General features: G+C 58.9%; 24 protein-coding genes. 10 read left to right on the top strand and 14 right to left on the bottom strand.

Going from position 1 to position 24,430, the window contains the following annotated elements; all coding sequences use genetic code 11:
- Positions 1–122: 122 nt before the first annotated feature.
- The 3 genes from IGW03_RS24420 to IGW03_RS24430 all read right to left on the bottom strand — a co-directional run bounded on the left by IGW03_RS24420 (position 123) and on the right by IGW03_RS24430 (position 3,579).
- Positions 123–1,193: a chorismate transformation FkbO/Hyg5 family protein gene (locus IGW03_RS24420; RefSeq protein ID WP_228536037.1), complete on the bottom strand. Its 1,071-nt coding sequence runs from the start codon at positions 1,191–1,193 to the stop codon at positions 123–125.
- Positions 1,190–2,527, bottom strand: a complete 1,338-nt coding sequence (locus IGW03_RS24425; RefSeq protein WP_194725137.1) for an NAD(P)/FAD-dependent oxidoreductase — start codon at positions 2,525–2,527, stop codon at positions 1,190–1,192. The genes IGW03_RS24420 and IGW03_RS24425 overlap by 4 nt, the downstream gene beginning before the upstream one ends.
- A gap of 143 nt (positions 2,528–2,670) precedes the next feature.
- Positions 2,671–3,579, bottom strand: coding sequence for a MipA/OmpV family protein (locus IGW03_RS24430; protein WP_194725138.1), 909 nt, complete (start codon positions 3,577–3,579; stop codon positions 2,671–2,673).
- Between the two features lie 533 nt (positions 3,580–4,112).
- Between IGW03_RS24430 and IGW03_RS24435 the strand changes: the two genes are divergently transcribed.
- Positions 4,113–4,889, top strand: coding sequence for an alpha/beta hydrolase-fold protein (locus IGW03_RS24435; RefSeq protein WP_194725139.1), 777 nt, complete (start codon positions 4,113–4,115; stop codon positions 4,887–4,889).
- 519 nt (positions 4,890–5,408) lie between these two features.
- A complete protein-coding gene (locus tag IGW03_RS24440; RefSeq protein WP_228536039.1) occupies positions 5,409–6,947 on the top strand; it encodes an MFS transporter in 1,539 nt (512 codons plus the stop codon).
- Positions 6,948–6,983: 36 nt separating this feature from the next.
- Here the strand turns inward: IGW03_RS24440 and IGW03_RS24445 are convergent, their stop codons facing one another.
- The 8 genes from IGW03_RS24445 to IGW03_RS24480 all read right to left on the bottom strand — a co-directional run bounded on the left by IGW03_RS24445 (position 6,984) and on the right by IGW03_RS24480 (position 11,847).
- On the bottom strand, positions 6,984–7,499 hold the full coding sequence (locus tag IGW03_RS24445; protein WP_194725141.1) for an OsmC family protein: 516 nt from the start codon (positions 7,497–7,499) through the stop codon (positions 6,984–6,986).
- Between the two features lie 25 nt (positions 7,500–7,524).
- Positions 7,525–8,232 carry a hypothetical protein gene (locus IGW03_RS24450; RefSeq protein ID WP_194725142.1) on the bottom strand — a complete coding sequence of 236 codons (708 nt, stop codon included), beginning with the start codon at positions 8,230–8,232 and terminating at the stop codon, positions 7,525–7,527.
- Positions 8,233–8,347: 115 nt separating this feature from the next.
- Positions 8,348–8,632 carry a hypothetical protein gene (locus IGW03_RS24455; RefSeq protein ID WP_194725143.1) on the bottom strand — a complete coding sequence of 95 codons (285 nt, stop codon included), beginning with the start codon at positions 8,630–8,632 and terminating at the stop codon, positions 8,348–8,350.
- Positions 8,633–8,707: 75 nt separating this feature from the next.
- Positions 8,708–8,992, bottom strand: a complete 285-nt coding sequence (locus tag IGW03_RS24460) for a hypothetical protein (RefSeq protein ID WP_194725144.1) — start codon at positions 8,990–8,992, stop codon at positions 8,708–8,710.
- Positions 8,993–9,002: 10 nt separating this feature from the next.
- Positions 9,003–9,350 (bottom strand): hypothetical protein, encoded by a 348-nt coding sequence (locus IGW03_RS24465; protein WP_194725145.1) that lies wholly within the window; start codon positions 9,348–9,350, stop codon positions 9,003–9,005.
- Between the two features lie 206 nt (positions 9,351–9,556).
- A complete protein-coding gene (locus IGW03_RS24470) occupies positions 9,557–9,718 on the bottom strand; it encodes a hypothetical protein (RefSeq protein WP_194725146.1) in 162 nt (53 codons plus the stop codon).
- 364 nt (positions 9,719–10,082) lie between these two features.
- The gene (locus IGW03_RS24475; protein ID WP_194725147.1) at positions 10,083–10,982 is read right to left on the bottom strand and encodes a LysR family transcriptional regulator; all 900 of its coding nucleotides are present in this window, start codon (positions 10,980–10,982) and stop codon (positions 10,083–10,085) included.
- Positions 10,983–11,052: 70 nt separating this feature from the next.
- Entirely contained in the window at positions 11,053–11,847 is a 795-nt protein-coding gene (locus tag IGW03_RS24480; RefSeq protein ID WP_194725148.1) for a crotonase/enoyl-CoA hydratase family protein, read from the bottom strand.
- 283 nt (positions 11,848–12,130) lie between these two features.
- Between IGW03_RS24480 and IGW03_RS24485 the strand changes: the two genes are divergently transcribed.
- The 8 genes from IGW03_RS24485 (at position 12,131) to IGW03_RS24520 (ending at position 20,465) form a co-directional block, all read left to right on the top strand.
- Positions 12,131–13,354 carry a CaiB/BaiF CoA transferase family protein gene (locus IGW03_RS24485; protein ID WP_194725149.1) on the top strand — a complete coding sequence of 408 codons (1,224 nt, stop codon included), beginning with the start codon at positions 12,131–12,133 and terminating at the stop codon, positions 13,352–13,354.
- 61 nt (positions 13,355–13,415) lie between these two features.
- Positions 13,416–14,573: an acyl-CoA dehydrogenase family protein gene (locus IGW03_RS24490; protein ID WP_194725150.1), complete on the top strand. Its 1,158-nt coding sequence runs from the start codon at positions 13,416–13,418 to the stop codon at positions 14,571–14,573.
- Positions 14,574–14,584: 11 nt separating this feature from the next.
- Positions 14,585–15,571: an acyl-CoA dehydrogenase family protein gene (locus IGW03_RS24495; RefSeq protein WP_194725151.1), complete on the top strand. Its 987-nt coding sequence runs from the start codon at positions 14,585–14,587 to the stop codon at positions 15,569–15,571.
- A 48-nt stretch (positions 15,572–15,619) separates the two neighbouring features.
- Positions 15,620–16,603 carry a Bug family tripartite tricarboxylate transporter substrate binding protein gene (locus IGW03_RS24500; RefSeq protein WP_194725152.1) on the top strand — a complete coding sequence of 328 codons (984 nt, stop codon included), beginning with the start codon at positions 15,620–15,622 and terminating at the stop codon, positions 16,601–16,603.
- A 7-nt stretch (positions 16,604–16,610) separates the two neighbouring features.
- Positions 16,611–17,624, top strand: a complete 1,014-nt coding sequence (locus tag IGW03_RS24505; RefSeq protein ID WP_194725153.1) for a zinc-binding alcohol dehydrogenase family protein — start codon at positions 16,611–16,613, stop codon at positions 17,622–17,624.
- Between the two features lie 42 nt (positions 17,625–17,666).
- Entirely contained in the window at positions 17,667–18,827 is a 1,161-nt protein-coding gene (locus tag IGW03_RS24510) for a CaiB/BaiF CoA transferase family protein (RefSeq protein WP_194725154.1), read from the top strand.
- A 9-nt stretch (positions 18,828–18,836) separates the two neighbouring features.
- On the top strand, positions 18,837–19,313 hold the full coding sequence (locus IGW03_RS24515) for a MaoC family dehydratase (protein ID WP_194725155.1): 477 nt from the start codon (positions 18,837–18,839) through the stop codon (positions 19,311–19,313).
- Positions 19,314–19,514: 201 nt separating this feature from the next.
- Complete coding sequence (locus tag IGW03_RS24520; RefSeq protein ID WP_194725162.1) at positions 19,515–20,465, top strand: Bug family tripartite tricarboxylate transporter substrate binding protein; 951 nt, start codon at positions 19,515–19,517, stop codon at positions 20,463–20,465.
- 97 nt (positions 20,466–20,562) lie between these two features.
- Here IGW03_RS24520 and IGW03_RS24525 read toward each other — a convergent pair whose 3' ends face one another.
- The 3 genes from IGW03_RS24525 to IGW03_RS24535 form a co-directional block, all read right to left on the bottom strand.
- The gene (locus IGW03_RS24525; protein WP_228536041.1) at positions 20,563–21,498 is read right to left on the bottom strand and encodes a helix-turn-helix transcriptional regulator; all 936 of its coding nucleotides are present in this window, start codon (positions 21,496–21,498) and stop codon (positions 20,563–20,565) included.
- A 167-nt stretch (positions 21,499–21,665) separates the two neighbouring features.
- Complete coding sequence (locus tag IGW03_RS24530) at positions 21,666–22,460, bottom strand: fumarylacetoacetate hydrolase family protein (protein ID WP_194725156.1); 795 nt, start codon at positions 22,458–22,460, stop codon at positions 21,666–21,668.
- A 426-nt stretch (positions 22,461–22,886) separates the two neighbouring features.
- Positions 22,887–23,834 carry a glycoside hydrolase family 16 protein gene (locus IGW03_RS24535; RefSeq protein WP_228536043.1) on the bottom strand — a complete coding sequence of 316 codons (948 nt, stop codon included), beginning with the start codon at positions 23,832–23,834 and terminating at the stop codon, positions 22,887–22,889.
- Between the last annotated feature and the right edge of the window lie 596 nt (positions 23,835–24,430).

Genomic DNA, 24,430 nt, shown 5'->3' on the forward strand with positions numbered 1-24,430 from the left:
CTGACGGTTCCACGCAAACACCGAAACCATCATAAATGATCTGCTTGCGTTTGGCGCTGTTGAAGTTTTAAGTCGGTATCAAAATGTGACGCCATTTATCTTTGCGTATGGACGCCGTCGGATTACAGGAGATCCAGCGGATGGCCGCCCGTGGCCTCGATTTCCACCAGCAGGTCCTGCCGGCAGATATCGGCGCGCAGGTACAGGATCCGTGCCGAGGCGCCAAGCCGCTGACGCAGTTCGCGGTCAATGACAGTCACGTCGCTTGCATTGCGCACATATGCCTTGAAGCATAGGTCTTCCAGTACGAACTGCGCCTGCGGAGCGGCCAGATTGGCCTGGTGTACGATAGCCTTCAGGTTTTCCACCGTCTCGCGCACCTGACCGGGGACGTCTCCGACATGAACGGACTGGTGGCCGACAATGCTGGCCGTGCCGGAAATCAGCAGCATATCTGCGTCGCCGATGCGTGCCACGCTGGCGCGCGAAAATGTCGGGGCGCGCGGGCCATATTGCGCAGGATAGTGATAAGCACTGACCTGGCGAGGATTTTCGATGGCAATCGGTTTGGCGCCGCGACCGGCAAGGAAGTAGACCGTCAGCGGACCTGCATCGCAGCCAACCGCTGAAGCCGCAGGTACCACGCTGCCTGCGGTCTGGCGTCCGCGCCGGATGAAACCATCCTGGCGTCCCATGTTGAACTGCCTGTAACGCTCCAGGCCGTGGCATTCGGCGTTGATATCCGAGATGTAGTTCCAGAAGCGCAATACGTGCGGAAACCGCAGTTCGTCCATCAGCGCGAAAATGGCGGTGTAGGCGCTCTCCGCAGCCCGCTGCAGCGGCGTCTTGCCATCTGCCGCAGCTTCAGGGCTCGCAAACGTGGCTTCATCGAGCTGGATGGAACCGAACAGCAAATCGGCGTCATGACCGAAGTACAAGCTGTCCCTGCGTCCATAGACGACGGGGCCTGCCGTGAACCATGCTTCGCAGGATGTTTCAGCGGTCCCGTCGATATCAAGAGCTGGCATGGACACGGGCGCGAACGGTGCGTCGAGCGCGTCGGGCAGGGCATCGTGCGTGAGCGGGGTAAAGCAGACCGTGCCAAGCATGCTGCCGCGCCATTGCGCCGACTGCTTGCCGAATGCCTCCAGCGACAGATAGGCGGACCTGAAGTCGGATGCGACGGCAATCAATTGGCGCTCCCTTCGGCAGCTTCCACAGGGCGGATATTGTTCTTGCGATTGCGCCAGGCCGTCAGCGTGCGTTTGAGATTCAATAGCGAAATGCCGTAATACAGGCTCTTGAATGCCAGCAGCGGCATGCCGATCGGCGTCTTGCCGAATACGTCGCCGGCCAGTACCGAAAGCAAGGCTTCCTGCATCCGGAACAGATTGCGCGGGCCCATGAACAGGTTGCGCATCGTCGGGTTGGTGACGCGGTAGATGAACCACGAAAACCGCTTCGGCCCGATCCGCATGGTGCGGTCAAAATGCTTGAGCGCCGCGGCTGCCTGCTCCGGCCGGCGCAGGCAGGTATCGACGGTCTCGGAACCAATGAACGCGCTGTTCATCGCCAGCATAACGCCTGAAGAGAACACCGGATCGATGAACGTGTAGGCATCGCCGAGCAGCAGGTAATTCGATCCGTGCGTGTGGTTGCAGATGTAGGAGTAGTTGCCGGTTGCCTCCACGTTGGCGATGATACGCGCACCTTTCAGGCGTTCCGCCAGTTTCGGGCATAGCGCGATGGTATCGAGCAGGAAGTCTTCGAGGGGCTTTTTCCGCGTTTTCAGATAGTAAGGCCAGGTTACAGCGCCGATGCTGGTCCGGCCGTTCATCAGCGGGATGAACCAGAACCAGCCATGCTCGAACCAGTAGATCGTGATGTTTCCCTCGGCCTTGCCGTCATTGCGCTGAACGTTCTCGAAATGGGCGTAGAGCGCGGTACTGTTGTGCTTCTCGTTGCGTTCCTTTGCCTTGAACCGGTTGCCGAGAAAGGTATCCCGGCCGGACGCATCGAGCAGGAAGCGAGCGTGCCATGTCTGGAGCTTGCCGTCGTCTGCGCGCGTATGCACGATGCAACCCTGATCATCGGGCAGGAATTCGACGTCATTGACCTTGCAGCCTTCGATGACATGCGCACCCTTGCGCTGCGCATTGCGGATCAGGATGTGATCGAAGCCTGCCCGCTCCACCTGATAGGCATAGGGCATGGATTTGTCGATGGCATCGCCGAAGTTGAAGACCTGCTTGTGATCATGCCAGGGCGAGACGAATTCGGCAGCCCATTTCTCCATGCCGATGGCGCGAACTTCATCGGCCACGCCGAGTTTTTCAAGGAGGGGCAGGTTTGCCGGCAGCAGGGATTCACCGATATGAAAGCGCGGATGCCTCGCTTTTTCGATCAGCGTGACACGATGACCTTTCTCGGCGAGCAAAGCGGCGGCAGTGGAACCCGCCGGGCCGCCGCCGATGACAAGAACGTCACATTGCTGTGTGGGGCTCGAGGGGTCTGCGTGAACAATCATCAGAATAGAGCGTAGTATTTATGAATTGCAACACTTTAGCATCATTTATTCGCTTTGTAGACATCCTGAAAGACTCCAGTAGAGAAGTTCACGACAGGTGTTGCAAGTGCCCTCGGACCATTTGGCCAGTTCGGCCGGTTTGTTCAGTCAGGCCGGTCAACCATCCGTGACGACTCGCCGAACACCCAGCTGATCGCAATGCCGGCCGAGAGTGCACTGCGTTTGCGTACGAGAGGGCTGTCCTCGAAGGTGGCGCCCGCCAGCGAATCGTAGCGCAGGAAGCTGCCGACCCAGTAACGGGGAAAGCGCTTGGACAGCGCCATCGTGAACTGGGCGCCGGAGTAACCGCCCGAGGCATCGTAACGCCTGCGGTCGGGAAGCACCTGCGTATCGTTCACGGAATAGAAGTAGGCATTGTATTTTTGGCTCTGAAACAGCGGTCCCGCCAGCATCCCGAGATTCCATCCCGAGAATCCCGCCGGATCCCGGATATCGAGATTAAGGTTCGGGGAAAACAGCCAGCCTATGCTTTTTGGCGAGGATTCAATCGTGATCGCGGTTCGCAGCGGAGCACGGAAATCCAGTTTCATTTTCCCGTTCGACGAATTCCATAAACCGATGCCGATATTGCCCCCGACTTCGACCGTCGGTTTCAGATCCGGCATGCCGCGGCGGGCTTCGTTGTCCTTGCTGCGCACCGGCAGGGTCGCGTTCGCACTGAAATTGACCTCGACCTTGTCGTTGTCGAACAGTTCGGCGCGCAAGCCATTCCGGTCGGCTTTCAGGAACTCGCCGCGATACACGAAATAGGGGGCGGGAAGTATGTAATCGGTCCTTTGATCGGATCCGCGATAATCGGGCAAGGTGATTCCGGCGACGCCGATACCGGCCTCCCACAATGGCAATGGCTGGGCTACGCATGCCGCACTGAAGGCCAGTCCGGCGAGCAGCACGAAGGATGCTCCAAGGCTGAAGCCGGGAACCTGCACCGATGCCGGTGTTCCGGCATCGACCTGCCCGGTTCCGAAAAACGCATTGCATGAATTTTTCATTAATTTTCCTCAAAAGGCCACTACCTGCCTTCAATTACATCAACGAGAAGATGAAAGCCGATTGTGATTCGCAGGATGGGAGACAACAGAACTCGCGGCTCTGGTCCTGTTGACAGCCGCGGCGTGCTTCATGTCCTGGAATTGCTTCTCGGCGACGAACCGGTGATAACCTGTCCTGCCATGCCAGCTTCGTCAAGCATCCTCAAGCGGTCACTATTTTTTGATTTCGAATGGCCTTGCTGCCAGCGGCCTCAGCGAGTTCCGCTGCCGTTTTTAATCAACTTGCCATTTATAATATATCAACTTTCGCGAGTGCCGTTTGCGGCTTTCGCAAAGATTCCGGCGCTACCGCTGGTAATGGGGTTCTGTTGAGATTTAAAGTTCGTATTCGGCCCTGTACTGAAGCGTGATTGCTTCAGCTTCTGTTTTACATGCTTGGACCGTTGGCGTTCACTGATGCAGCGAGACGCCATGACGGAAAACTTAAGACTTTCGCTTTTGATCGAGCCGTGTCTGAATTGGAAACGTCAATAATGAGAACAGGAAAACGCATAGCCCTTGCAGCAAGCATCTTGGCAGTGACGGCGTTGGTATCCTGCAGCATCCTCCCTCTGCCGAAATCGAAGCTTGATGTTTCCAAGTTCGCCGGATCGTGCAACGAGACGTCAAAGATTTTGATTGTGATATTGCCCGGCCGCCTTGATTCCCCCAAAGACCTGGAAAAGCACGGATTTGTTGATGCCGTAAAGAGACAAGGCATCAATGCCGATATCGTGATTCCCGACTTGAATTTCGGTTATTACCTGGCGCGGACGGTCGTCGACAGGCTGCATGAAGATATCGTCATGCCCGCAAAACAGGAACGATATGCACAGACTTGGCTTGCGGGGATTTCCCTGGGAGGCTTGGGTGCGCTTTTGTACAACCGGGATAAACCCGGCATGGTCGACGACATGATGTTGATTGCTCCATTCCTGGGAAGTGAAGAAATACACCGTGAGATTGCAAACGCCAATGGCGTGCGTGCTTGGCGGGCAGGCCAAATTCAGCCTGAAGACTACGAGCGCAGCTTATGGGCGTGGATCAAGGATTACGGCGCCAGAATCGCCACACAGCCTGACGCCGCCCCTCGCGTATATCTTGGCGTTGGCGTAAGCGACAGATTTGCAGTCAGCAATCGCTTATTTGCCGACATATTGCCGGCAAGTCGAGTCGTGATGACGGAAGGTGGGCACGAATGGCTGCCCTGGCTACAAATATGGGAAGAATTCCTGGCCGGAAAAGCGCTCCCGGGAACATGCCTCCAATAGTGATATCGCTTTAGCAAGCTATCCTGCAAGCTTGCTGACATTATCATCATTCACCGATGTTCGAATTGGTGCGTGCGCGCAGCGTCATGAGACTCATCGATTCCGTCGTGCGGTGTCGCGCTGCATGTCTGCGAAACGAAGGTATCAAACGCGTTTAGGGTGCTTTATACTCCGGCGTGATCGAAACTGTGCTGAGAGCCTGCTTGAAAACTTGCTGCGCGGCGTGATCCCGGCACTGCGGTGCTCTACGTACCTTTCGTAGGCGTGCGTATCTCGTACCGGGCGCAAGCCGCTCACGACAGTTATCAAACAGGCTCTGAGAATTTGAAAAACCTTAATGCATTACTTCTTTAGTGCGAATCCTGGATGGCGTCAGTATGGAAGTGCAAATTTCCATCGCCTCGGATTCCATCTCGAACTTAACCTTCCATGAAATCTACCGGCCTGACATTTCATCATCCAATCGCCTTCTGGTTGGGTTGCACTGCCATCATTGCGGGAGTGCTTGCGCATATGCCGATGTTTGCCTGCGCATCCCACATGGGCTACGAGATGGTAGGCATGCCGATGGATACGTCGATGCTGATCGGAATGGCGCTGATTCCTGCGGGTCTGCTTCTGGCGACTTACGGACTGATGCCTCGCATAGAGCAGATCCGCCAGCGTGGCGCGAGCGGGGCCGGTCTTCAATTCCACGTCGCAGACGGTATTCCGCTGAACCGCGAGCATTGGAAGCTGGTGCTGGTCCTGGTGATCGCGCTGACCATCGACGTCATGAAGCCGGCATCCCTTGGCTTCGTCATGCCGGGGATCACAAAGGAATACCAGATCAACAAGGAGACGGCTGGTCTGCTGGCATTGGTCGCCCTGACAGGAACGACGGTCGGCTCCGTCATCTGGGGACGCATGGCGGATATATTCGGGCGTCGCGCGGCGATCCTGCTTTCGGCTCTGATGTTCATCGGTACCGCAATCTGCGGTGCCATGCCGGAGTTCGAATGGAACCTGGTGATGTGTTTCCTGATGGGCGCGTCGGCCGGCGGACTCTTGCCTATCACCTTCACGCTGATGGCTGAGATGGTGCCCGCGGCGCACCGCGGCTGGCTGCTGGTTGCGCTGGGCGGCGTGGGTACCTCGGCCGGCTATCTGGTTGCGGCAGGCGCCGCCAGCGTGCTGGAGCCGTTATTCAGCTGGCGTGCATTGTGGCTGCTGGGCCTGCCGACCGGAGCCATCATCATCTTCCTGAGCCGCATGCTTCCGGAGTCGCCGCGCTTTCTTGCCAACGTCGGACTCGGGAATGAAGCGAGGTTCGTGCTGGCAAAATTTGCCGGCATCGTCGACCAGCAGGCCGCCGTCGCTGCATCGGCCTCGTCAGCGGGAGCGGCAGAGACAAGCAGTGATGCAAGCGTCAGGCAAATGATGCGCGGCGGCTATGCACCATTGACGATCGGCCTGGTGGTCTCCGGTATCGCATGGGGAATGGCAAACTTCGGCTTCCTGTTGTGGTTGCCGACCAACTTGCGCGGCATGGGCATGGATGCGGGAGCGGCCAATGCCCTGCTGGCCAAGTCGGCCTTTGTCGCCTTGCCGGGCACTCTCGTCGTGATATGGCTGTACCATCGCTGGAGCAGTATCAAGGCGCTGGTGCTGTTCATCGCCCTGACCGCCTCGTCGCTGCTGCTGTTCTTTATCCTGGGGCACTTCCACATGCAGTCCGTGCCCGCCATGGTGGCCGCCACGGCTCTGCTGCTGGTCAGTGCCAGCGGCGTGATTGCAATGCTGATCCCTTACGCCGCCGAGATCTATCCCGTGCATCTGCGTGCGACAGGCTCCGGCATCATTGCCGCCAGTTCCAAGCTGGGCGGTATCCTGGGTGCGGCCTTCGGCGTACTGGGCGTCTTCGGCAACTTGAGCCTGGCGGCATTGCTGATTGCCGTCCCCATGCTGATATCGGCAGTCCTGCTGTTAAAAAGCGGCATTGACACCCGCGGGCAGCGGCTGGAGGACATACAGAAAGCAGTCGCACGCAAGCGCGTTGCCGTAACGACGGAAAGCTGAAATGTGCCCGCGTCGTGGGGCATGAGCGTACCGGCCTTAGCCCAATTCAATCTCGGTATTGCAAGGTATCGCTCTGCGCAAGGCGTCGCCAACGGGCGAGTGGGCTTCCGCCCACTGAACAATTTCATGGAGCCGTTCCGGCGCGACGCCACGGGCGCTGATCCGAACACGGATGCGCATGGCAAGCGGACCAGCAGGAACGTCGTCCACGACGCCAAGCAGCCCGCGGTCATCCGACTCGCTGTCCACGGTAACCTCCAAGGCTTCCAGAATGATTCCGAGCTGTGCCGCACGCATGGCAATCAGGGTCGCATCGCAGTTGGCAAGAGCGGCACGCATGAACCATCCCGGCGTCGGCGCCGTCCCGCCGCCGCCTACTCCGGCCGGCATGTCGCTCACCAGTACCGCACCATTTGCGCCCTCCGCCCTGCAGAGCAATCCTTCCTGCATCACGGCGACTGCAGCCTTGTCAGTGGATACCGCTTTCTCAGGATGCTCACGGTAGAACTTGATGACGCCTTCCATCGATTGCCGGATATGGTTGATGCTCATGACGAACCTCCGATCAGCAAAGGCTTCAGTAACCGTACTTCAATTCGGTGATCATGGTGACGTGCTCGCCGGGAGCGACGGTAACGCGCTGGACCGAAGATTCGGGATTGAATCCCTTGAAGGAGGCAAACTGGTACAGCGTCAATGGGCCGAAAGGTGGTACCGCAACATAACCATTGTCGACGAAGGTCACCGTCGAGCCCGAGAGTTTTCCTGATGCTGCCAGATCGGTGAGCGCAGGGCCTGCATACTCATCCTCGGTAGCCTTGAACCCCATGCCGATGAGATCGAGAGTGACGGCGCTGGAAGTCCCGTTGAAGACGTCTATCTTTTCCGAAATCACCGACTGGCCGCTGCCGGTGCCGGACCCGATGACCGAATAGATGACACCTGCATATACCTGTCCTTTTGTTGAATCCACGGGAAGGGTGGGAGCGGCGAGGATGCCTTGTATATGCATCTGATAGGGCAGGACATGGGCTCCGGTATGGAAGTGGGTATTTCTGAACTTGAAGGTGAGATCCCTGCTGGCCGGGAAGACCCATATGTCCTGTCCATCGACATTCCATTGAAGCACGAGGGGAAGCCCGTTGTCTGTCCTGTGGTAGGTGAGACTGGAATTGTTGGTGACGATGCTCAGGGAATTTTGCGCCAGCGCGCAATAGGAACTGAATAGCAGGGCAGCAGCAATGAATAACTGTATGACCAGGTCTTTCATCTTTGAAGTACACATTTCCATTCTCCTTCATTGCGGCAGGATTCCTGAGCTCGGCAATTCTCATCAAGGCAGCCGCGCTAACTCTCGGCGCAAGTGGAATGGCGGAGGAATGACCTCCGCCACACCGGGCTCAAGACATGAAATTGATCGTGTTTTTTCCGGTCTGAGTCGGATTGACATCGGACTTGATGCCCGAGGCAAAGGCGACGTTGTTGCCGTTGTTGACCAGCGTGTTCTGCTCCTGGCCCAGTGCCTGCTCGGCGCCGAAGTTGATCTCGCGCTTGGAGAAGCTGGCCACCGGGCCGCCAAACAAGGCAGGCATTCTGAACATGCCGGTGCCGCCGGATACGCTTGCCATGTCCTTGGCGTCGAGGTCTTTGGAGGCGGACAGGTCTTTGACGATGAGTGCTTTCATGATGAGGAACCTTACATATAGACTGGCAAAAAACGTGATTGGGTAAATGGCGTTGATCATCGCAGCCGGCAACGCTTACGACATGAAGTTGATCGTGTTCTTGCCGGTCTGTGTCGGGTTGACATTCGACGTGATGCCCGATGCGAACGCGACGTTGTTGCCGTTGTTGACCTGGGTGTTCTGGCTTTGTCCGAGCGACTGGGCAGCATCGAAATTGATCTCGCTCTTGGCCACGCTGAACAGCGGGCTGGCGAACAGGGCAGGCATCCGGTGGAAACCGTGGCCGCCGCGCACAGAGCTCATGTCTTTGGCGCCGAGGTCTTTGGAAACGGACAGGTCTTTGATGGTCAGTGCTTTCATGGTGATTCTCCTAGAAGGGTGATGGCTTGGTTGGGTGATGGGCGCTGCATCGCGCTTGAAGGAGATATAGCAGGGGGTGTGCCAGCGCCTGAAAGGCGCTGCGGAGATGCTGTAAGCCTTTGATTCGTCGGTGAATTTTCAGATGCGGCTCATCGGCTTTCAGGATGGCGAGTCTCGCCGCCGCCAGAATGGCGGATTGGCGCTGACAATGCCCGGTTGGATCGCCGCCGAGTGTATGGAGGAATACGACAGATCGGCGGCAGTGCATGACAGCCGCTGACTTTGGATTAGTGATGGTGAGAGAGGGCGAGCGCGGCACCTGAACGCGCCGGTTCTGGTTTGCCAGAATGCCAAACATGTTGCGAGTGCTATTCGCTCAGTGTTTGAGATCCATGCTCGAAGTCATGTATGGCGATGTGCCGTCAGCGTGTCATGGCGAGACGTCCGGAAGCACGCCTGAAAACCGGGCGATCGGATTGCATCCGGTTTGACTGCACGCCAGTGTGGGTTACGCGGTGCGCCGCAGCACCGGCCCCGTACAGCGCAGTGCGTCTCCAAACCATGTCAGGCAGTGGCAATGAACAGACCGAGGCCGCTGACGCCGCTAAGGGTTCCCAGCCCCGCCAAGGCAAGGCTGTCGGTTCGATTTCCTTCTGAGCGCTCCCTGAATGCACACCAGAAAAAACATAAGGCGATGATGCTGATGATGACTGCAAAGTCATTCATAAGTGTCCTTTAAGGTAGTTGAAGCGCAAACTGTGCCGGCTCAAACTGTGAATCCGGCGCTGGATTCGAGAACAGGATGTCCTGAGTACCGGCCATTCACCATTAGCCTGTCATGACGCAAAGCAAATTGATAAGCGGGCCATTCGTTGATCTCCAGTTCAGCCTGCAGGCCGTACTGCTTGTAAATTCACGATAGGCAAAAGTATAGGGATTCCAGCTGGATTGAAAACTGCGATTTGCAGAGCAGTGCATCAGGAAAAAACGAACCAAGCAGTCTTGAAGCCAGGATTCGTCGTGACGGAGGGGGCGCTCCTGCGGAACGTGAAAAGAATGAATCAAGTGCGAGACGACTGTGCCGGCAGGTTTACACAGGCATTGGAAACACGCTGCTCGCAAGGGTGCGGAAGTTCCGTGCGGCGGCGCTCTCGCGCAGAGGCGAATAAACCAGGGCAAAGCCGATCTCCGCCGAGGCCGGGAAATCCGTCAGCTCGCGGTAGACGATCTTGTCATTGACAAACCGCTGCATCACCGAGGGTACGAGCGCAACCCCCAATCCGCTTTCCACAAGTGCGAGAACGGTCTGCACCTGTACCGCTTCCTGCGTGATGCGCGGGAGGAAACCGGCATGCTGGCATGCGAGCATCGCCGCACTGTGCAAGCCTGCGGCTTCATTGCGGGCATACATGATGAACGATTCATCGGCCAGGTCGGCGAGCGACAGCAGTCCCTTCGTTACAAGACGGTTGCCGCGAGGCAGGGCAGCGATGAACTGGTCGCGCTCCAGCGGCACCAGCGCCGCCGTTGAGCTCCTGAGCAAAGGAGTGCGTACGAGCCCCACGTCCAGTGAATCCTCCTCGACCATCTGAACGATTCGTGCTGACGTTGCCTCGCGCAGGATCAATTCAACGCCGGGATATTCGGCGCGGAACAGGGGAACGAGTTTCTGCAGCATGCCGAAGGTCGTCGAGCCGACAAACCCTACCTGCAGCGTACCGCCGGTTCCGTCGGAGGCGCTTTGGGCGATTTGTGCGAACTGGCCGCCATGGAACAGCAGACGCTTCGCTTCGGCCAGTGCGGCTTCTCCGCTCGGGGTCAGGCTCACGCCATTGGGCAAGCGGACGAAGAGCTTCGTGCCCAGTTCCGCTTCGAGCTTCTGGATCGATACCGACAGCGGCGGCTGCGCCATATGCAGACGTTCCGCCGCACGGCGAAAGTTCAGCGTCTCGGCAAGGACGACAAAGTGACGGATGCGGCGCAGATCCATGGTGGGAACATTTTCGTAGGCCCGCAGTATACCTGCTTTGCCCCGCATCGCTGCCCCGGGCATGTTGCAATCAGCCCTTGAATGCCGGATCGCGTTTTTCAAGAAAGGCCGATACGGCTTCGCTGTGGTCGGCGGTCTGATGCGAAAGCGCCTGGTAGGCAGCCGACATCTCGAGCAGCGTATCCAGACGCGAATGCATGCCCTCGCGCAGGAGGCGCTTGGCCAGGCGTACCGCATGCGGGGGATTGGCGGCGATCTGTTCCGCCAATGCGCGCGCGGTCGGCATCAGCTCTTCCGGCGCGACCACTCGCGAGACCAGATTCCAGGCAAGCGCCTGCTCGGCGTCGAGCATCTGGCCCGTGAAGGTCATTTCCGCTGCACGCGAGAGACCGATGATCCGGGGCAGCAGCCATGCGCCGCCGTCGCCCGGGATGATACCCAGCTTGACGAAGCTCTCGGCGAACTTCGCGTGCCTCGAGGCAATCCGTATGTCGCACATGCAAGTCAGATCCAGGCCGGCGCCGATGGCTGCGCCGTTAACCGCGGCGATGACCGGCACTTCCAGATTGAACAGGGCTAGCGGGAGCTTCTGGATGCCTTGGCGGTATTCCTGCCGGATCTGCATGCCCGTTACATCGCCGCCTGCCTGACGCTCCATGTCCTTGATATTGCCGCCCGAGGAAAAGGCATTGCCAGCGCCGGTCAGGATGACGGCGCGCACGCTGCGGTCATTTTCGATGCGCTGTATTGCCGCAATGAATTCGGGAACCGCGCTGTTTCCCGTCAGGGGATTGCGCCGCTCCGGTTCATTCATGGTCAATGTGACGATATGTCCCTCTTGTTCATAAAGCAGAAAGTCCGCCATGTGCTCCTCCAGTCGTGTCGCCTTGCGTGAATAAGCATCAAGCCTATTCATTCCCGCAAGTGATGTCCAATATCGAAAACCAATGATGCGATACGAATTTCGTATGGAGAAAACATCGTTATTCCGCGCTTACCTTATATTGCACCGCAATATAAGGTAAGGGCTGATACTCGATGAGTATCGAAAACGCAAAAATTAATATTGGACGTCTGATTCGGCTGCGAACTATGCTTTGACCCATGCCGAAACAGCAAGCGGCACTGCAACTACACGGGAAAGATGAATGAAGACGGCTTTGGGGCATTTGAAAGTTCTCGACCTGACACGCGTTCTTGCCGGTCCATGGGCAACACAGAACCTTGCCGACATGGGCGCGGATGTGATCAAGGTCGAGCGGCCGGGGGCCGGCGACGACACCAGGGGGTGGGGACCGCCATTCCTTAAGGATGCGGAAGGCCGCGACACCACCGACGCCGCCTATTACCTGAGCACGAACCGGGGAAAGAAATCGATCACCATCGATCTGGCTTCGGAAGAAGGCCAGCAGATCGTTCGCGAGCTGGCGCGCGATGCGGATGTGCTCGTCGAGAATTACAAGGTCGGAACGCTCGCGCGCTATGGCCTTGCCTATGAAGATTTGCGTTCCTTGAACCCGCGGCTGGTCTACTGCTCCATCACCGGATTCGGACAGGATGGGCCTTATGCATCGCTGCCCGGCTACGATTTCGTGTTTCAGGGAATGGGCGGCCTGATGAGCATTACCGGGAATGCGGACGGCGAACCCGGCGGCGGACCGATCAAGAGCGGTGTCGCCATCTCCGATCTGCTGACCGGCATGTACGCGACGACGGCGATACTCGCCGCCCTCGAGCATCGCCACGTGAGCGGAGAAGGGCAGTACATCGACATGGCCCTGCTCGACTGCATTGTGGCGATCAATGGCTATCAGGCCATGAATCACTTCATGTCCGGCAAGATCCCGCAGCGGATGGGCAACATGCATCCCAACATGGTCCCGTACCAGGTCTTCCGCTGCAAGGAAGGCGAAGTCATCGTCGCCGTCGGCAACGATTCGCAATATGCCTCGTTCTGCGAAGTGATCGGACGCCGCGATCTCGCCGGCGATCCGCGCTTCCTGACAGTCGGGCTGCGCAATGTCAACCGCGACGCCCTGATTCCGCAGATCGCCGAGACCATGCTGACCTGCACCATGAAGGAATGGGTTCAAAGGATGGAAGCAGCCAATGTTCCATGCGGGCCGATCAACAACATGCAGCAGGTATTCGAAGACCCGCAGGTGCGGCACCGCCAAATGAAACTGTCGCTGCCGCATTCCGTCGGCGGAGACATTCCGAGCCTGGCCAATCCGATCCGGTTTTCCGATACGCCGATCCGCTACCGGCACGCCGCCCCGACGCTGGGGGAACACACGGATGAAGTGCTGAGCGGACGCCTCGGCATGCCGGCGGATCAGATCGCTGCACTGAAAGCACGAGGCATCGTATGACACGCCGCCGCGAACAAGGAGATTCCATGCAATTTGCCGCCCAACACAAGGACGTGCGTCAATGACCGCGCTGCTCAACCATTTCCGTCTTGCCCGCCTTCCCGCCGAGGCGGAAGCCTTCCGCGCCGAGGTCAAGGAATTCCTGCAATCCAGCATGCCGGCGTCGCCGCCGGATATCAGGGCGCGTTCCTGGATGGGATTCTCCGCCGAGTTCAGCCGCAAGCTGGCCAAGCGCGGCTGGGTCGGCATGACATTGCCGGGGGAATACGGCGGCGCCAACCTGGATGCATTCTCGCGCTTCGTGCTGGTGGAGGAATTGCTGATCGCCGGCGCTCCGGTTTCAGCACACTGGATTGCGGACAGGCAGAGCGGGCCGCTGATCCTGAAATACGGCACCGAAGCGCAACGCCGCTTCTACCTGCCGAAGATCTGCGCGGCCGAAGCCTTCTTCTGCATCGGGATGAGCGAACCGAACTCCGGTTCCGACCTTGCCAGTGTCGGCACGCGCGCAACCCGGACGGAACGAGGCTGGCGGCTCAGCGGCCGCAAGATCTGGACGACCAACGCGCCGCACTGCCAGTACATGATTGCGCTGGTAAGAACCTCGGGTAATCCTGAAGATCGCCAGCGCGGACTGTCGCAGTTCATCGTCGACCTTTCGCTGCCCGGCGTGACAGTGCGCCCAATACGCGATCTGGCAGGCGATGCGCATTTTTCCGAGGTGTTCTTCGATGACGTCGAGCTGGCCGGCGACGCACTGATCGGCCAGGAAGGCAGCGGATGGGAGCAGGTCACCGCCGAACTCGCCTTCGAGCGCAGCGGTCCTGAACGCCTGTACTCGAGCATCGTGCTGCTCGATCACTGGATCGCCTGCCTGCGGAAAAGCGGCAAGGCAACGGAACATGCCGCCGCCATCGGCCGTTTCGCCACTCACCTGGCGACGCTGCGCAACATGTCGGTGACTGTTACCAGTCAGCTGGTGAAGGGGGCGAGCCCGATAGTCGAAGCCGCGCTGGTCAAGGATATCGGCACGGAATTCGAACAGGCCATTCCTGCCGTGATCGAAGCCGCGATTTCGGCCGACCCGAATGAGCTTGCTGATCCCGATCTGTACCGGACGCTGGCCTATGTCAGCCAGGTGGCGCCAACCTATTCCCTGCGGGGCGGCACCCGCGAAATCCTGCGCGGCATGATCGCCCGCGGACTCGGCCTGCGTTAAAGGAAACCGTGATGTTTGCAGAAGCCATAGAAGAAATCCTGAAGGACAAATGCACGCCCGCAGCCGTACGCGCCATCGAGGCCGGCGGCTCTCCTGCCGCGTTGTGGAATGCCGTGGCGGATGCGGGCTTTCTCGAGTTGCTCACGCCCGAAGACCAGGGCGGCGCGATGCTGCCGCTGGATGAACTGTTTCCCGTCCTGACCACGCTGGGCGCTTACGCAATGCCCGTGCCGCTGGCGCAAAGCATTGCGGCGCGTGCGCTCCTTGCCGGACGTGCCGATATCCCGGCGGGGATGCTTACGCTCGCACCGGCATTGCGCCGCACCGAAGACGGCCGCCTGACATGTCCGTTCGTGCCTTTCGGCGTCATCGCCGATCACGTGGTCGCCCAGGATGGGGACCAGATCCTGGTGCTGCCGGCAAAAGACGCACTGCGCACATCGACCGGCGTGCACGGCAGCCTGGTAGCGACCATGGCATGGCAGGCGACGCCGGAGACCCCTCGAACAACCGCGGCTGCAGGCAGCCTCGAAGAATGGGGTGCGGCACTGCATGCCGCGCTGCTTGCGGGAGCCATGCGGCGCGTCTTCGACATGACGCTGCAGTATGCGAATGACCGGTCCCAGTTCGGCAAGTCGATCGGCAAGTTCCAGGCGATACAGCATCAGATCAGCGTGATGGCCGAGCACGTCGCTGCAGCCTTGATCTCCGCCGAGGCGGCGTTTCAAGGCGACACCCGCATGCCCGCGGCGCTTGCAAGCGCCATCGCAAAGTCCCGCACCAGCGAGGCTGCCGTACTGGTTGCATCGATTTCCCATGCAGTACACGGGGCCATCGGCGTCACCGAGGAATACGACCTGCAGCTGCTGACGCGCCGCCTGCATGAATGGCGGACCGCGCACGGCTCCGAAGCTTACTGGAACCGGATCGTGGGGCAGCGCGTATTGGAGTCGGGCCAGGACCGGATCGTAGATTTCATCCGTTCCGCCAGCATGTAAGCATCGTTGATAAATTGACAGGGCATCAATGCCCGGAGGAGACATGAGATGTTGAACAAGCCTTATCGCAGCATGGTGCTGTCAGCTGCAATCGGTTGCGCCACCGTTCTGATGCCCGCCTTGCAGGCGATCGCGCAGGACTTTCCTTCCCGCGTGATCAAATTCATCGTGCCTTTCCCTCCGGGCAGCGGCACGGATACCTCGGCGCGCTACTTCGGCAAGAAACTGTCCGAACTGACGGGGCAGCCGGTCGTCGTGGAAAACCGTCCCGGCGGGAACGGCTTCATCGGCGTCCAGAACGCATTATCCGCGCCGGCCGACGGCTACACCGTCTTCGTCGGCAGCAACTCGACGCTGGCCGTGAACGTCGCCCTGTTCAAAAAGCTGCCATACAATCCTCAGACCGATTTCGCACCGCTGACCATGATGATGCGCGCGCCGGCGGTCCTCGCCGTGCCGCCGAATTCCCCCTACAAGTCGGTGTCCGACCTCGTCAAGGCGGCCAAGTCGCAGCCGGGGAAGCTGAACTATGCATCAGGCTCCGCCGGCTATCAGCTGATGGCCGAACTGTTCAACGATGTCGCCGGTGTCAGCACCATGCACGTGCCTTACAAGGGCGCGTCGGAAGCTCTCGCCGGCGTCGCTTCCGGTACGGTCGATCTGACCTTCTCTGACATTACGGCCACGCATGGCCTGGTCAAGGGCGGCAAGGTACGCGCGCTTGCAGTGGCGTCCGAGCGGCGCGCACCAGCGCTGCCAGATGTGCCGACTGCGGCCGAAGAAGGCTTGCCCGGCTACCAGGCCTATGTCTGGGTAGGCGCGATGGTATCGGCGAAGACACCAAAAGCCGAGACTGAAAAACTTTCCGCGCTTCTGACCCAGATTGCACGGATGCCCGAAACGCGGGAATTCTATGAGCGGCAGGGCGCGGAAGCAATGAGCGGCGGTGCGGAGGAAATGCGCCGTTTCCAGGCGGCGGAGATCGAGCTGTGGAAAAAGATCGTCGTCAAGGCCAAGGTCGAGCAGCAGTAAGCCGGATATGAAGGCAATCGGAATCTCTGCGGACGCTGCCGGCCATGGCGCCGATGCACTGGTCGATCTCGAGCTTGCAGCACCGGCTGCCGACGGACAGGATCTCCTGGTTCGCATCGAAGCCGTGTCGGTCAATCCCATCGATATAAAAATGCGAAGCGCGCGGCCGCATGCCGGCGGACAGCCGCGTGTACTTGGATGGGATGCGGCCGGCACCGTGGTCGCCGCAGGGCCGCGCGTCAGCCTGTTCGCCCCGGGCGACCGCGTCTTTTATGCGGGGAGCATCACGCGTCCAGGCTGCAATGCGGAACTGCATCTCGTGGACGAACGCCTGACAGGCGCAATGCCGGCATCGGCAGGATTCGCCGAAGCCGCAGCGCTGCCCGTGGCTTCGCTGGCTGCATGGGAAGCCTTGTTCGAGCGCATGCATGTATCGGCGACCGGAAACGATGCGGGAAAAAACCTGCTTGTGATCGGCGCAGCCGGCGGGGTGGGATCCATGGCGATACAACTGGCCAAGGCCGTCGGGCAGCTTCACGTCATTGCAACTGCATCGCGCCCGGAATCGCAGGCGTGGTGCAGGGAGCTGGGCGCAGACATTGTCGTCGACCACCGTGCGGATCTCGTTGCGCAGCTGGCTGCGAACGGCAGGCCCGCGGTCGACTTCATTCTCTGCCTGTCGGATACGGACCGGTATTTTCCGGTGATGGCCAAGCTCATCAAGCCCCATGGGCATATTTGCGCCCTGGTCGAAAGCCGGTCGCCGCTGCCCATGAATGACCTGCGCGGGAAGAGCGCTTCGTTCAGCTGGGAAGGCATGTTCACGCGTTCTTTGCACGCAACGCCCGACATGCTGGAGCAGCACCGGATATTGAACCGCGTCGCGAGTCTGATCGATGCAGGACAGGTGCGCAGTACCGTAAAACATTGTTTCAATGGCTTCAATGCGGCTAGCCTGCGGCGTGCTCATGCACTGGTCGAAGCCGGAAACGCCATCGGCAAAGTCGTAGTGACGGCATAGATGGCTGCCTGACCACTCTATCAGCCCAATCAAGGAGAACTGATGCTTCCTTTAGACGGCATTCGCGTACTCGATCTGAGCACAGTCGTGTTCGGTCCCTACGCCAGCCAGATCCTCGCCGACTACGGTGCGGACGTCATCAAGATCGAGACGCCGGAAGGAGATTCCACCCGAAAGACCGGCCCGGCAACCGAGCCCGGCATGAGCGCAATTTTCCTGGGCGTCAATCGCGGCAAACGCAGCATCGTGCTCGATCTGAAGACGGCCGACGCCCGGGAAGCGCTGCTCAAGCTCGTCGATACGGCAGATGTGCTGATGCACAGCATCCGTCCGCAGAAACTTGCGGCGATCGGCCTCGACCCGGACGCCCTGCGCAAGCGCAACCCCAAGCTTGTCTATGTCGGCCTGCTCGGTTTCGCCGATGGCGGGCCATACAGCGGCATGCCTGCCTACGACGACATCATCCAAGGGCTTTCCGGCTGCGCTGCACTGATGGAAAAGCAGACCGGCAAGCCGCAGTATTTTCCGACCATCGCGGGCGACAAGACATGCGGTCTGGTCGCCGCGCACGCGATTCTTGCCGCGCTGTTCAAGCGCGAGCGCACAGGCATCGGCTCCTATGTCGAAGTGCCCATGCTGGAATCCATGGTGGCGTTCAATCTGGTCGAGCATTTCTACGGCCAGCATTTTGAACCGCCGCTTGCCGACGCAGGCTATCCGCGCGTATTGAACCAGTGGCGGCGTCCCTATCGCACGACCGATGGCTATATCTGCGCGATGCCCTACACCGACGCGCATTGGAAGCGGTTCTTCATCGAGTCCGGCCGGCCCGAACTTGCCGTGGACGAGCGTTTCACCAATATCGCGGCGCGCACGACGCATATCGCGACCTTGTACGAGATCGCGGCGGAGGTCATTTCCGGCCGGAGTACCGAGGTTTGGCTGGAGACCTTCAGCCGGCTTGAGATACCCGCATCGCCGATGCGCCGTCTCGACGAGCTGCCGCAGGACGAACATCTGCAGCAGACCGGATTTTTCGAGACATTGACGGATCCGCAGATGGGGACACTGAAGTTTCCCGGAGTTCCCGTGAGGTTCGACCAGCAGCGCCCCCCGGTGCGCATGGCTCCGCGCCTCGGCGAACATACCGAGCAGATCATGGCGGAGCTTGGGATTGCCAAGCCGAATGGTGCAGACGACTGAAAGGACAACATGAACGATACAAAACCCATGCAGCAACTCGGGCAAGGCTATTACTGGCAGGACCTGGAACCGGGCCAGCGTTTCAAGACCTTCCGCCGCACCGTCACGGAAGCGGACCTTGTCGGCTTCATCGGCGTCACAGGCATGCTGGAAGTCATGTTCATCGACAGCGAACCGCTGCCGGGCGGCATTGCAGGCCGGCCGGTTCCAGCGGCGCTGACCTACACACTGATCGAGGGCTTGCTGCTGCAAACCATGATTCAGGGAACAGGCCTCGCCATGCTGGAGCTGACACAGAAGATCCACGCTCCCGTTCTGGTCGGCGATCGCATTCATGCGATTGTCGAAGTCGACAATATCCGTCCTACGTCGAAGGGCGGCAGGGCTATCGTAGACTCCACCATCAAGGTCCATAACCAGCGGGATGAACTGGTGATGACCTACACCGCAAGGCGAATGCTGGCAGGGCGCGACCACGCGTCATGAGAGATTGGCGCTGCGGGTGATCCATAACCAGTCACTCGCAGGCAGACAGATGCGGACACAGACAAGCGCGGGATAAGCGCCTCGTTCGGATCATCGATGTAACACTCGCCTTAGCCGGCGAAGCATTCCAAATCAAGGAGAGAAAAAATGAAATTATTCACCACGAGCCGTCTTCGTTCAGGCCTTATTCATGCCTGTGTCATGATGGGCCTCGGTATCGCCGCGTTCGGCGCACCTGCAGCCCATGCACAGTCCGCCTATCCGAGCAAGCCGATCACCCTGGTCGTGCCATTTCCTCCGGGCGGCCCAACCGATCTCGTTGCCCGTGTTCTTGCCCAGAAGATGGGTGAGCAGATGGGGCAGCAGTTCATCGTCGACAACCGGGGTGGTGCGAACGGCAATATCGGTTCCGCGCTGGTAGCCAAGGCGCCGGCTGACGGCTACACCGTGTTGTACAACACCTCGTCCATCGTCTTGAGTCCGGCGCTGTACAAGAGCCTGTCCTATGATGTGCAGCGCGATCTCGCGCCGGTGGCCTTGACGGCAACAGTACCTCTTGCCCTGGTGGTGAATCCTTCACTGCCCGTCAACAGCATGAAGGAATTCGTCGACTATGCGAAGGCCAATCCCGGCAAGCTTTCCTATGGTTCCGCGGGCAGCGGAAATATCACGCATCTTGGCGCCTTCCAGTTCCTGCAGGCCAACGGCATCGATGCCGTACATGTTCCCTACAAGGGAAGTGCGCCTGCGGACGCCGATCTTGTCGGCGGCCAGATCCAGTTCATGACGGACACGATCAACTCGGTGGCAAGCTTTGTGCGCGACAAGCGCATGCGCCTGCTGGCGGTGACGACGCCGAAGCGCATTCCCATTTTCCCCGATGCGCCGACAGTTGCGGAATCGGGCATGCCCGGATTCGAAGTCAGCGCCTGGCAGGGACTCATGGTGCCGGCAAAGACGCCGGAACCCATCATCAAGCGGCTCAACAGCGAACTGATGAAAGCGCTGCAGAACCCGGAGGTTCAAAAGAAGCTGGCGGCCCAGGGTGCCATTGCGCTTGGCTCGTCGCCGGAGGAGTACGGCAGCTACGTGAAATCGGAATTGGCGCGCTGGTCCAAGATCGTCAAGCAAACCGGCGTCTCGCTCGATTAGACCTGCTCACGGCCGGCAAGATTGAATCAACTCGCAGCGGTCTTTCAAGCCGCTGCGAGCGTTTTCTTTCGGCTTCGGCAAAGGCGGCCGCCGCAATCTACGCCGCCTGCAGGGACCTTGCGAGACTGCGAAACGTGCGCGGCGACATGCCGGTCGCCTGCTTGAATCTGCGTGCGAAATAGGCTTCGTCGGCGAAGCCGGAGGCATGTGCAACCGTACTGACCTTGTCATTGGTGGTGCTCAGCAGTTCCTTAGCCAGCAAGAGCCTGCGTTCGGTGACAAGTTCGGTGAAGGTGCGGCCGGTTTCCTTCTTGAGGATATGCGCAAGATAGTTGGGAGAAAGGAATGCCTCCGCCGCAGCCTGCTGCAAGGTGATTTCATCGCAAAGATGCTCGCGGATGAAGGCGAGCACGCGCTGTATCGCGGTTTTCCGCAATGACTTCTTTGCAGGCGCATCGCGCAGCCTGAGAAGATCGGTTTCGAAATGCTTGCATGTCAGGGCGACCAGTTGGTACAGCAAGCCGCGTATCAGCTCCGTCGAGCCGAACTGGCGCATCTTGTTTTCCTCGATCATCTGGAAGACAAGTTGCTCGATCCTGATGAAATCGGATTCGTCAAAGGTGTAGTCCAGGTATTCCTGATAAAGGAAGGGCGCAATCAGCGGCAGGGCTGCAGGATCTATATCTTCGAGATCAAGCGGGTCGATGTCGGCGTCGATGCCCAGGAAATTCTGCGAGATGTTGATGACGATATATCGCGATGCTTCCGGATGAGGAATCATGTGCATGCGATGCGGCAGGACGAAACTCAAGGTTCCGCGGCTGAATGGCCGGATCGTACCCGAAATGTTCTGTACGGTTTCGCCCTCAAGCGCGACCTGGATCTGAAAATATTCATGCCGGTGCAGATGCGACAGCGGCGAACGAACGCTCCGGTCCCGAATATCGAAGTCCGGATAGTCGGATCGCTCGTCCATCCGGTAAATTCTTACGCCTCGCTCCGCCACGACTGCTCCGTTGAATTTGTTTTTCAAGGCAAACACAAGCTTGCCCCAACGAAGCTATTGTAACGTCTCTGCGCGGACGGAACGGGCAGGAAAAGCAACAAAGGCAGGACGGCAAATCCAGCAGCGGAGGCGATGCAGGCCGCAGTCTGACAGCTGCATCGACCTCCGCCGTTGACGGGATTTAACCCGAGGGATCAAACGACCTTGACGGAAAGATTGGGCAATCCGTCGATATGGCCTTCCATCAAATCGCCCTTGACCACCGGTCCGACGTTTTCCGGCGTGCCCGAGTAGATGAGATCGCCAGGCATGAGTTCGAACGCTTCGGACAGCTTGGAGATCTGCTCGGCGACGCTCCAGATCATCTGGTTGAGATTGGCATTCTGCTTGACCTGACCATTCACCTGCAGCCAGATGCTGCCATCCTTGAAATGCCCGGTGCGCGATGCCGGATGAATCGGGCCGATGGGAGCGGACATGTCGAAGCTCTTGCCGATTTCCCATGGCTTCTTCTGGTCGCCCATGCCGCGCTGGAGATCGCGGCGCGTCATGTCGAGGCCGGTGGCATAGCCGTAGACCAGCTCCAGCGCTTTTTCCAAAGGAATGTTCCTGCCGCCCTTGTTCAAGGCCGCCACCAGTTCGATTTCGTAGTGGTAGTTCTTCGTCAATGACGGATAAGGATGGTTAGCTGTCGTTCCCGGCGCGACGTACTGTATGGCGTCGGTCGGCTTCTGGAAGAAGAATGGCGGTTCACGCGTCGGATCCGACCCCATTTCGCGCGCATGGGCAGCGTAGTTGCGCCCGATGCAATAGATGCGGCGCACGGGAAACATCTGATCGCTGCCGACAATAGGAATGTACGTTGCCGGAACATGGAAAGGGGTCTTGACCTGATTATTGGCGATGCCGGGCGTGGCGCAGCCGACAAGCGCGCCTGCCCCCATAGCCAGGCCGGTCTTTAGTACGGATCTGCGGTCGGAATTGGACATCTGCTATCTCCTCATTTGAATTTATATGCATAGCGGATTCGCCCATATCGGGAAATCCATCGGGCAGTGTTGCCCTTGCCCGTCTAGTGTATGCGTTCACCGGCACGGGCCAATAGGACACGATTACGCACTATTTGGACTGGATTCAGTATTGCGGCAGGCGGAGAGAGGTGCTGAGGCGGGTCTCCCGCCGATGTGGCAACCGGAGGAGCAGGGCAGATGCGGTAAGACGCGGGGGGCTCGATCGTGAGATTCGACGAGGGAAAGATGAAACTTTACGGAGGCATTTTGCCGTTGCATCCTGTGCCGGCTTGATTTCGGCGCCAGGCACCGACTCGGGAGAGACGGCCGGCTCTCCAAAGTCCGGCCGATACATCCGGCCGGACGGGAAGACGCCGTCTCCCTGAGGGTCAATGCATTGCCGGCTTATTGCTTGAACTGCCAGGCACGGACGTAGTTGACTTCGTACGCATTGCCTTTGCCTTGCGGAGTCGAGTCGTCCGGCGAGCCCGAGGCGCTGCCGTACCAGAGGTCCAGGATCATGTACATGCGCTTGTCCATGCTCTCGTTGACGCTATACATTTCCTTGCCGTCGAAGTAGAACGTGATCTTGTTCGGTTCCCACTTCACGCCGTACTTGTGGAAGTCGGCGGAGAGGTCGCCAAGGTTGGCGTAAGTCTTGGTGCCTGCGGCAGGACCGCCTTCGATACCGTTGGGCCATACTGTAGAAGCGTAAGCAGTCGGACGCATGGAGGCATCAGACCAGCCGCTGTTGCGGCCGCCGCCGGCATAGGCTTCCAGGATGTCGATTTCCGGGCGATACGGATGCGCGCCGGCTTCGTGGGTGAACAGCCAGAATGCGGGCCAGGTGCCTTTGCCGTAGGGCAGCTTGGCTTCCATCTCGAAGTAGCCGTAGGTCTGGTAATACTTGCCGTCGGTGGCCAGCGAACGATTGAAGAAGTTGCCCGCAGCGTCGCGCTGCGGCCAGATCTTCAGCTTGCCGTCTTCAACGGTGAAGTTCTTGGTGTCGCTGGGTGTTTCGTACCACAGATGATCATTCCAGACGTTGCTGTTGAAGCTGTCGAATTCGTCGGAGAAGGTCAGGGTAAAGTCGGCAGCCGCTTGTCCGTAGGGCGCCGGTGCGGCGGATGTGTCTGCAGGTGCGGCTTCCGGTGCCGCCTCCGGGACGAAGGTCATTTCCGCTACGGTCTTGGTTGTCTGGGCATCCGAAGCTACCGCAGGCTGTTGTTGTGCTGAGGCCAATTGTTCCGAATAGTTTGCGGATGTTCCGCCGCCGCCGCATGCAGAGAGGAGGATGGCAACGGCGGTGCTGGCGAATACGGAGGTCGTGGGTTTGGCAACAACTTTTAGCATGTGAATTCCTATCTAGTTTTTTATCCGTGCTCAAGAGCAAGTTGCTAGTAGGCAGTTGAGATCCAGAAAGGTTCACTTGCAGAATGATTTTTTCGAGAAATTTATTGCGATGTGAGCAGATAGGACAAAAAAGCGAGACGTTGAAAGGAGTTATCAATTTCCTGCCGTAAATATCTTGCGGTGGAGTGCTTCCGTTGAAGATGCGCAGGCCAAGCAGGCGGCGACAGTATTCTTCGGGGTTTGCATGCGACCGAAGAATCGATCTGAGGCCAGCCGCGAATCACTTGCCGGGCACGTAGAAATAAGAGGATTGGCGAAGCACCAACTGGGTGTGTGCGTTACAAAGGCAATGAGTAAATGTCACGGGCGGTAAAAGCTTTAAATTTTTTTAGTGTCGATTCGCCAAGTCGGATAAGCGGTCCATGTTATAAGAATGCAACATGGGAGCGCTGGCTGGAAATTTCATGCCTTATACCAATCCCACGGTTAAGCGAACCGCCTCTGGCGCTGGAGGTCTGAAGGAGACGAAGTCCTGTCTTGGAGGCGACCATGTTGACGCCAGAGGCACTGCAGCGCTTGCAACGGTACAACTTTGA

The organism is Noviherbaspirillum malthae (genome assembly GCF_015352985.1).
GTDB lineage: Bacteria > Pseudomonadota > Gammaproteobacteria > Burkholderiales > Burkholderiaceae_D > Noviherbaspirillum > Noviherbaspirillum malthae.

What these genes read in the sequence shown, in the direction of transcription:
- IGW03_RS24520 (WP_194725162.1), top strand. Translation starts at nt 19,515, where the DNA reads ATGATGGGCCTCGGTATCGCCGCGTTCGGCGCACCTGCAGCCCATGCA.
- IGW03_RS24490 (WP_194725150.1), top strand. Translation starts at nt 13,416, where the DNA reads ATGACCGCGCTGCTCAACCATTTCCGTCTTGCCCGCCTTCCCGCCGAG.
- IGW03_RS24445 (WP_194725141.1), bottom strand. Translation starts at nt 7,499, where the DNA reads ATGAGCATCAACCATATCCGGCAATCGATGGAAGGCGTCATCAAGTTC.
- IGW03_RS24425 (WP_194725137.1), bottom strand. Translation starts at nt 2,527, where the DNA reads ATGATTGTTCACGCAGACCCCTCGAGCCCCACACAGCAATGTGACGTT.
- IGW03_RS24535 (WP_228536043.1), bottom strand. Translation starts at nt 23,834, where the DNA reads ATGCTAAAAGTTGTTGCCAAACCCACGACCTCCGTATTCGCCAGCACC.
- IGW03_RS24435 (WP_194725139.1), top strand. Translation starts at nt 4,113, where the DNA reads ATGAGAACAGGAAAACGCATAGCCCTTGCAGCAAGCATCTTGGCAGTG.
- IGW03_RS24515 (WP_194725155.1), top strand. Translation starts at nt 18,837, where the DNA reads ATGAACGATACAAAACCCATGCAGCAACTCGGGCAAGGCTATTACTGG.
- IGW03_RS24530 (WP_194725156.1), bottom strand. Translation starts at nt 22,460, where the DNA reads ATGTCCAATTCCGACCGCAGATCCGTACTAAAGACCGGCCTGGCTATG.
- IGW03_RS24460 (WP_194725144.1), bottom strand. Translation starts at nt 8,992, where the DNA reads ATGAAAGCACTGACCATCAAAGACCTGTCCGTTTCCAAAGACCTCGGC.
- IGW03_RS24475 (WP_194725147.1), bottom strand. Translation starts at nt 10,982, where the DNA reads ATGGATCTGCGCCGCATCCGTCACTTTGTCGTCCTTGCCGAGACGCTG.
- IGW03_RS24495 (WP_194725151.1), top strand. Translation starts at nt 14,585, where the DNA reads ATGTTTGCAGAAGCCATAGAAGAAATCCTGAAGGACAAATGCACGCCC.
- IGW03_RS24440 (WP_228536039.1), top strand. Translation starts at nt 5,409, where the DNA reads ATGTTTGCCTGCGCATCCCACATGGGCTACGAGATGGTAGGCATGCCG.
- IGW03_RS24430 (WP_194725138.1), bottom strand. Translation starts at nt 3,579, where the DNA reads ATGAAAAATTCATGCAATGCGTTTTTCGGAACCGGGCAGGTCGATGCC.
- IGW03_RS24480 (WP_194725148.1), bottom strand. Translation starts at nt 11,847, where the DNA reads ATGGCGGACTTTCTGCTTTATGAACAAGAGGGACATATCGTCACATTG.
- IGW03_RS24450 (WP_194725142.1), bottom strand. Translation starts at nt 8,232, where the DNA reads ATGTGTACTTCAAAGATGAAAGACCTGGTCATACAGTTATTCATTGCT.
- IGW03_RS24500 (WP_194725152.1), top strand. Translation starts at nt 15,620, where the DNA reads ATGTTGAACAAGCCTTATCGCAGCATGGTGCTGTCAGCTGCAATCGGT.
- IGW03_RS24505 (WP_194725153.1), top strand. Translation starts at nt 16,611, where the DNA reads ATGAAGGCAATCGGAATCTCTGCGGACGCTGCCGGCCATGGCGCCGAT.
- IGW03_RS24465 (WP_194725145.1), bottom strand. Translation starts at nt 9,350, where the DNA reads ATGTTTGGCATTCTGGCAAACCAGAACCGGCGCGTTCAGGTGCCGCGC.
- IGW03_RS24485 (WP_194725149.1), top strand. Translation starts at nt 12,131, where the DNA reads ATGAAGACGGCTTTGGGGCATTTGAAAGTTCTCGACCTGACACGCGTT.
- IGW03_RS24510 (WP_194725154.1), top strand. Translation starts at nt 17,667, where the DNA reads ATGCTTCCTTTAGACGGCATTCGCGTACTCGATCTGAGCACAGTCGTG.
- IGW03_RS24455 (WP_194725143.1), bottom strand. Translation starts at nt 8,632, where the DNA reads ATGAAAGCACTCATCGTCAAAGACCTGTCCGCCTCCAAAGACCTCGAC.
- IGW03_RS24470 (WP_194725146.1), bottom strand. Translation starts at nt 9,718, where the DNA reads ATGAATGACTTTGCAGTCATCATCAGCATCATCGCCTTATGTTTTTTC.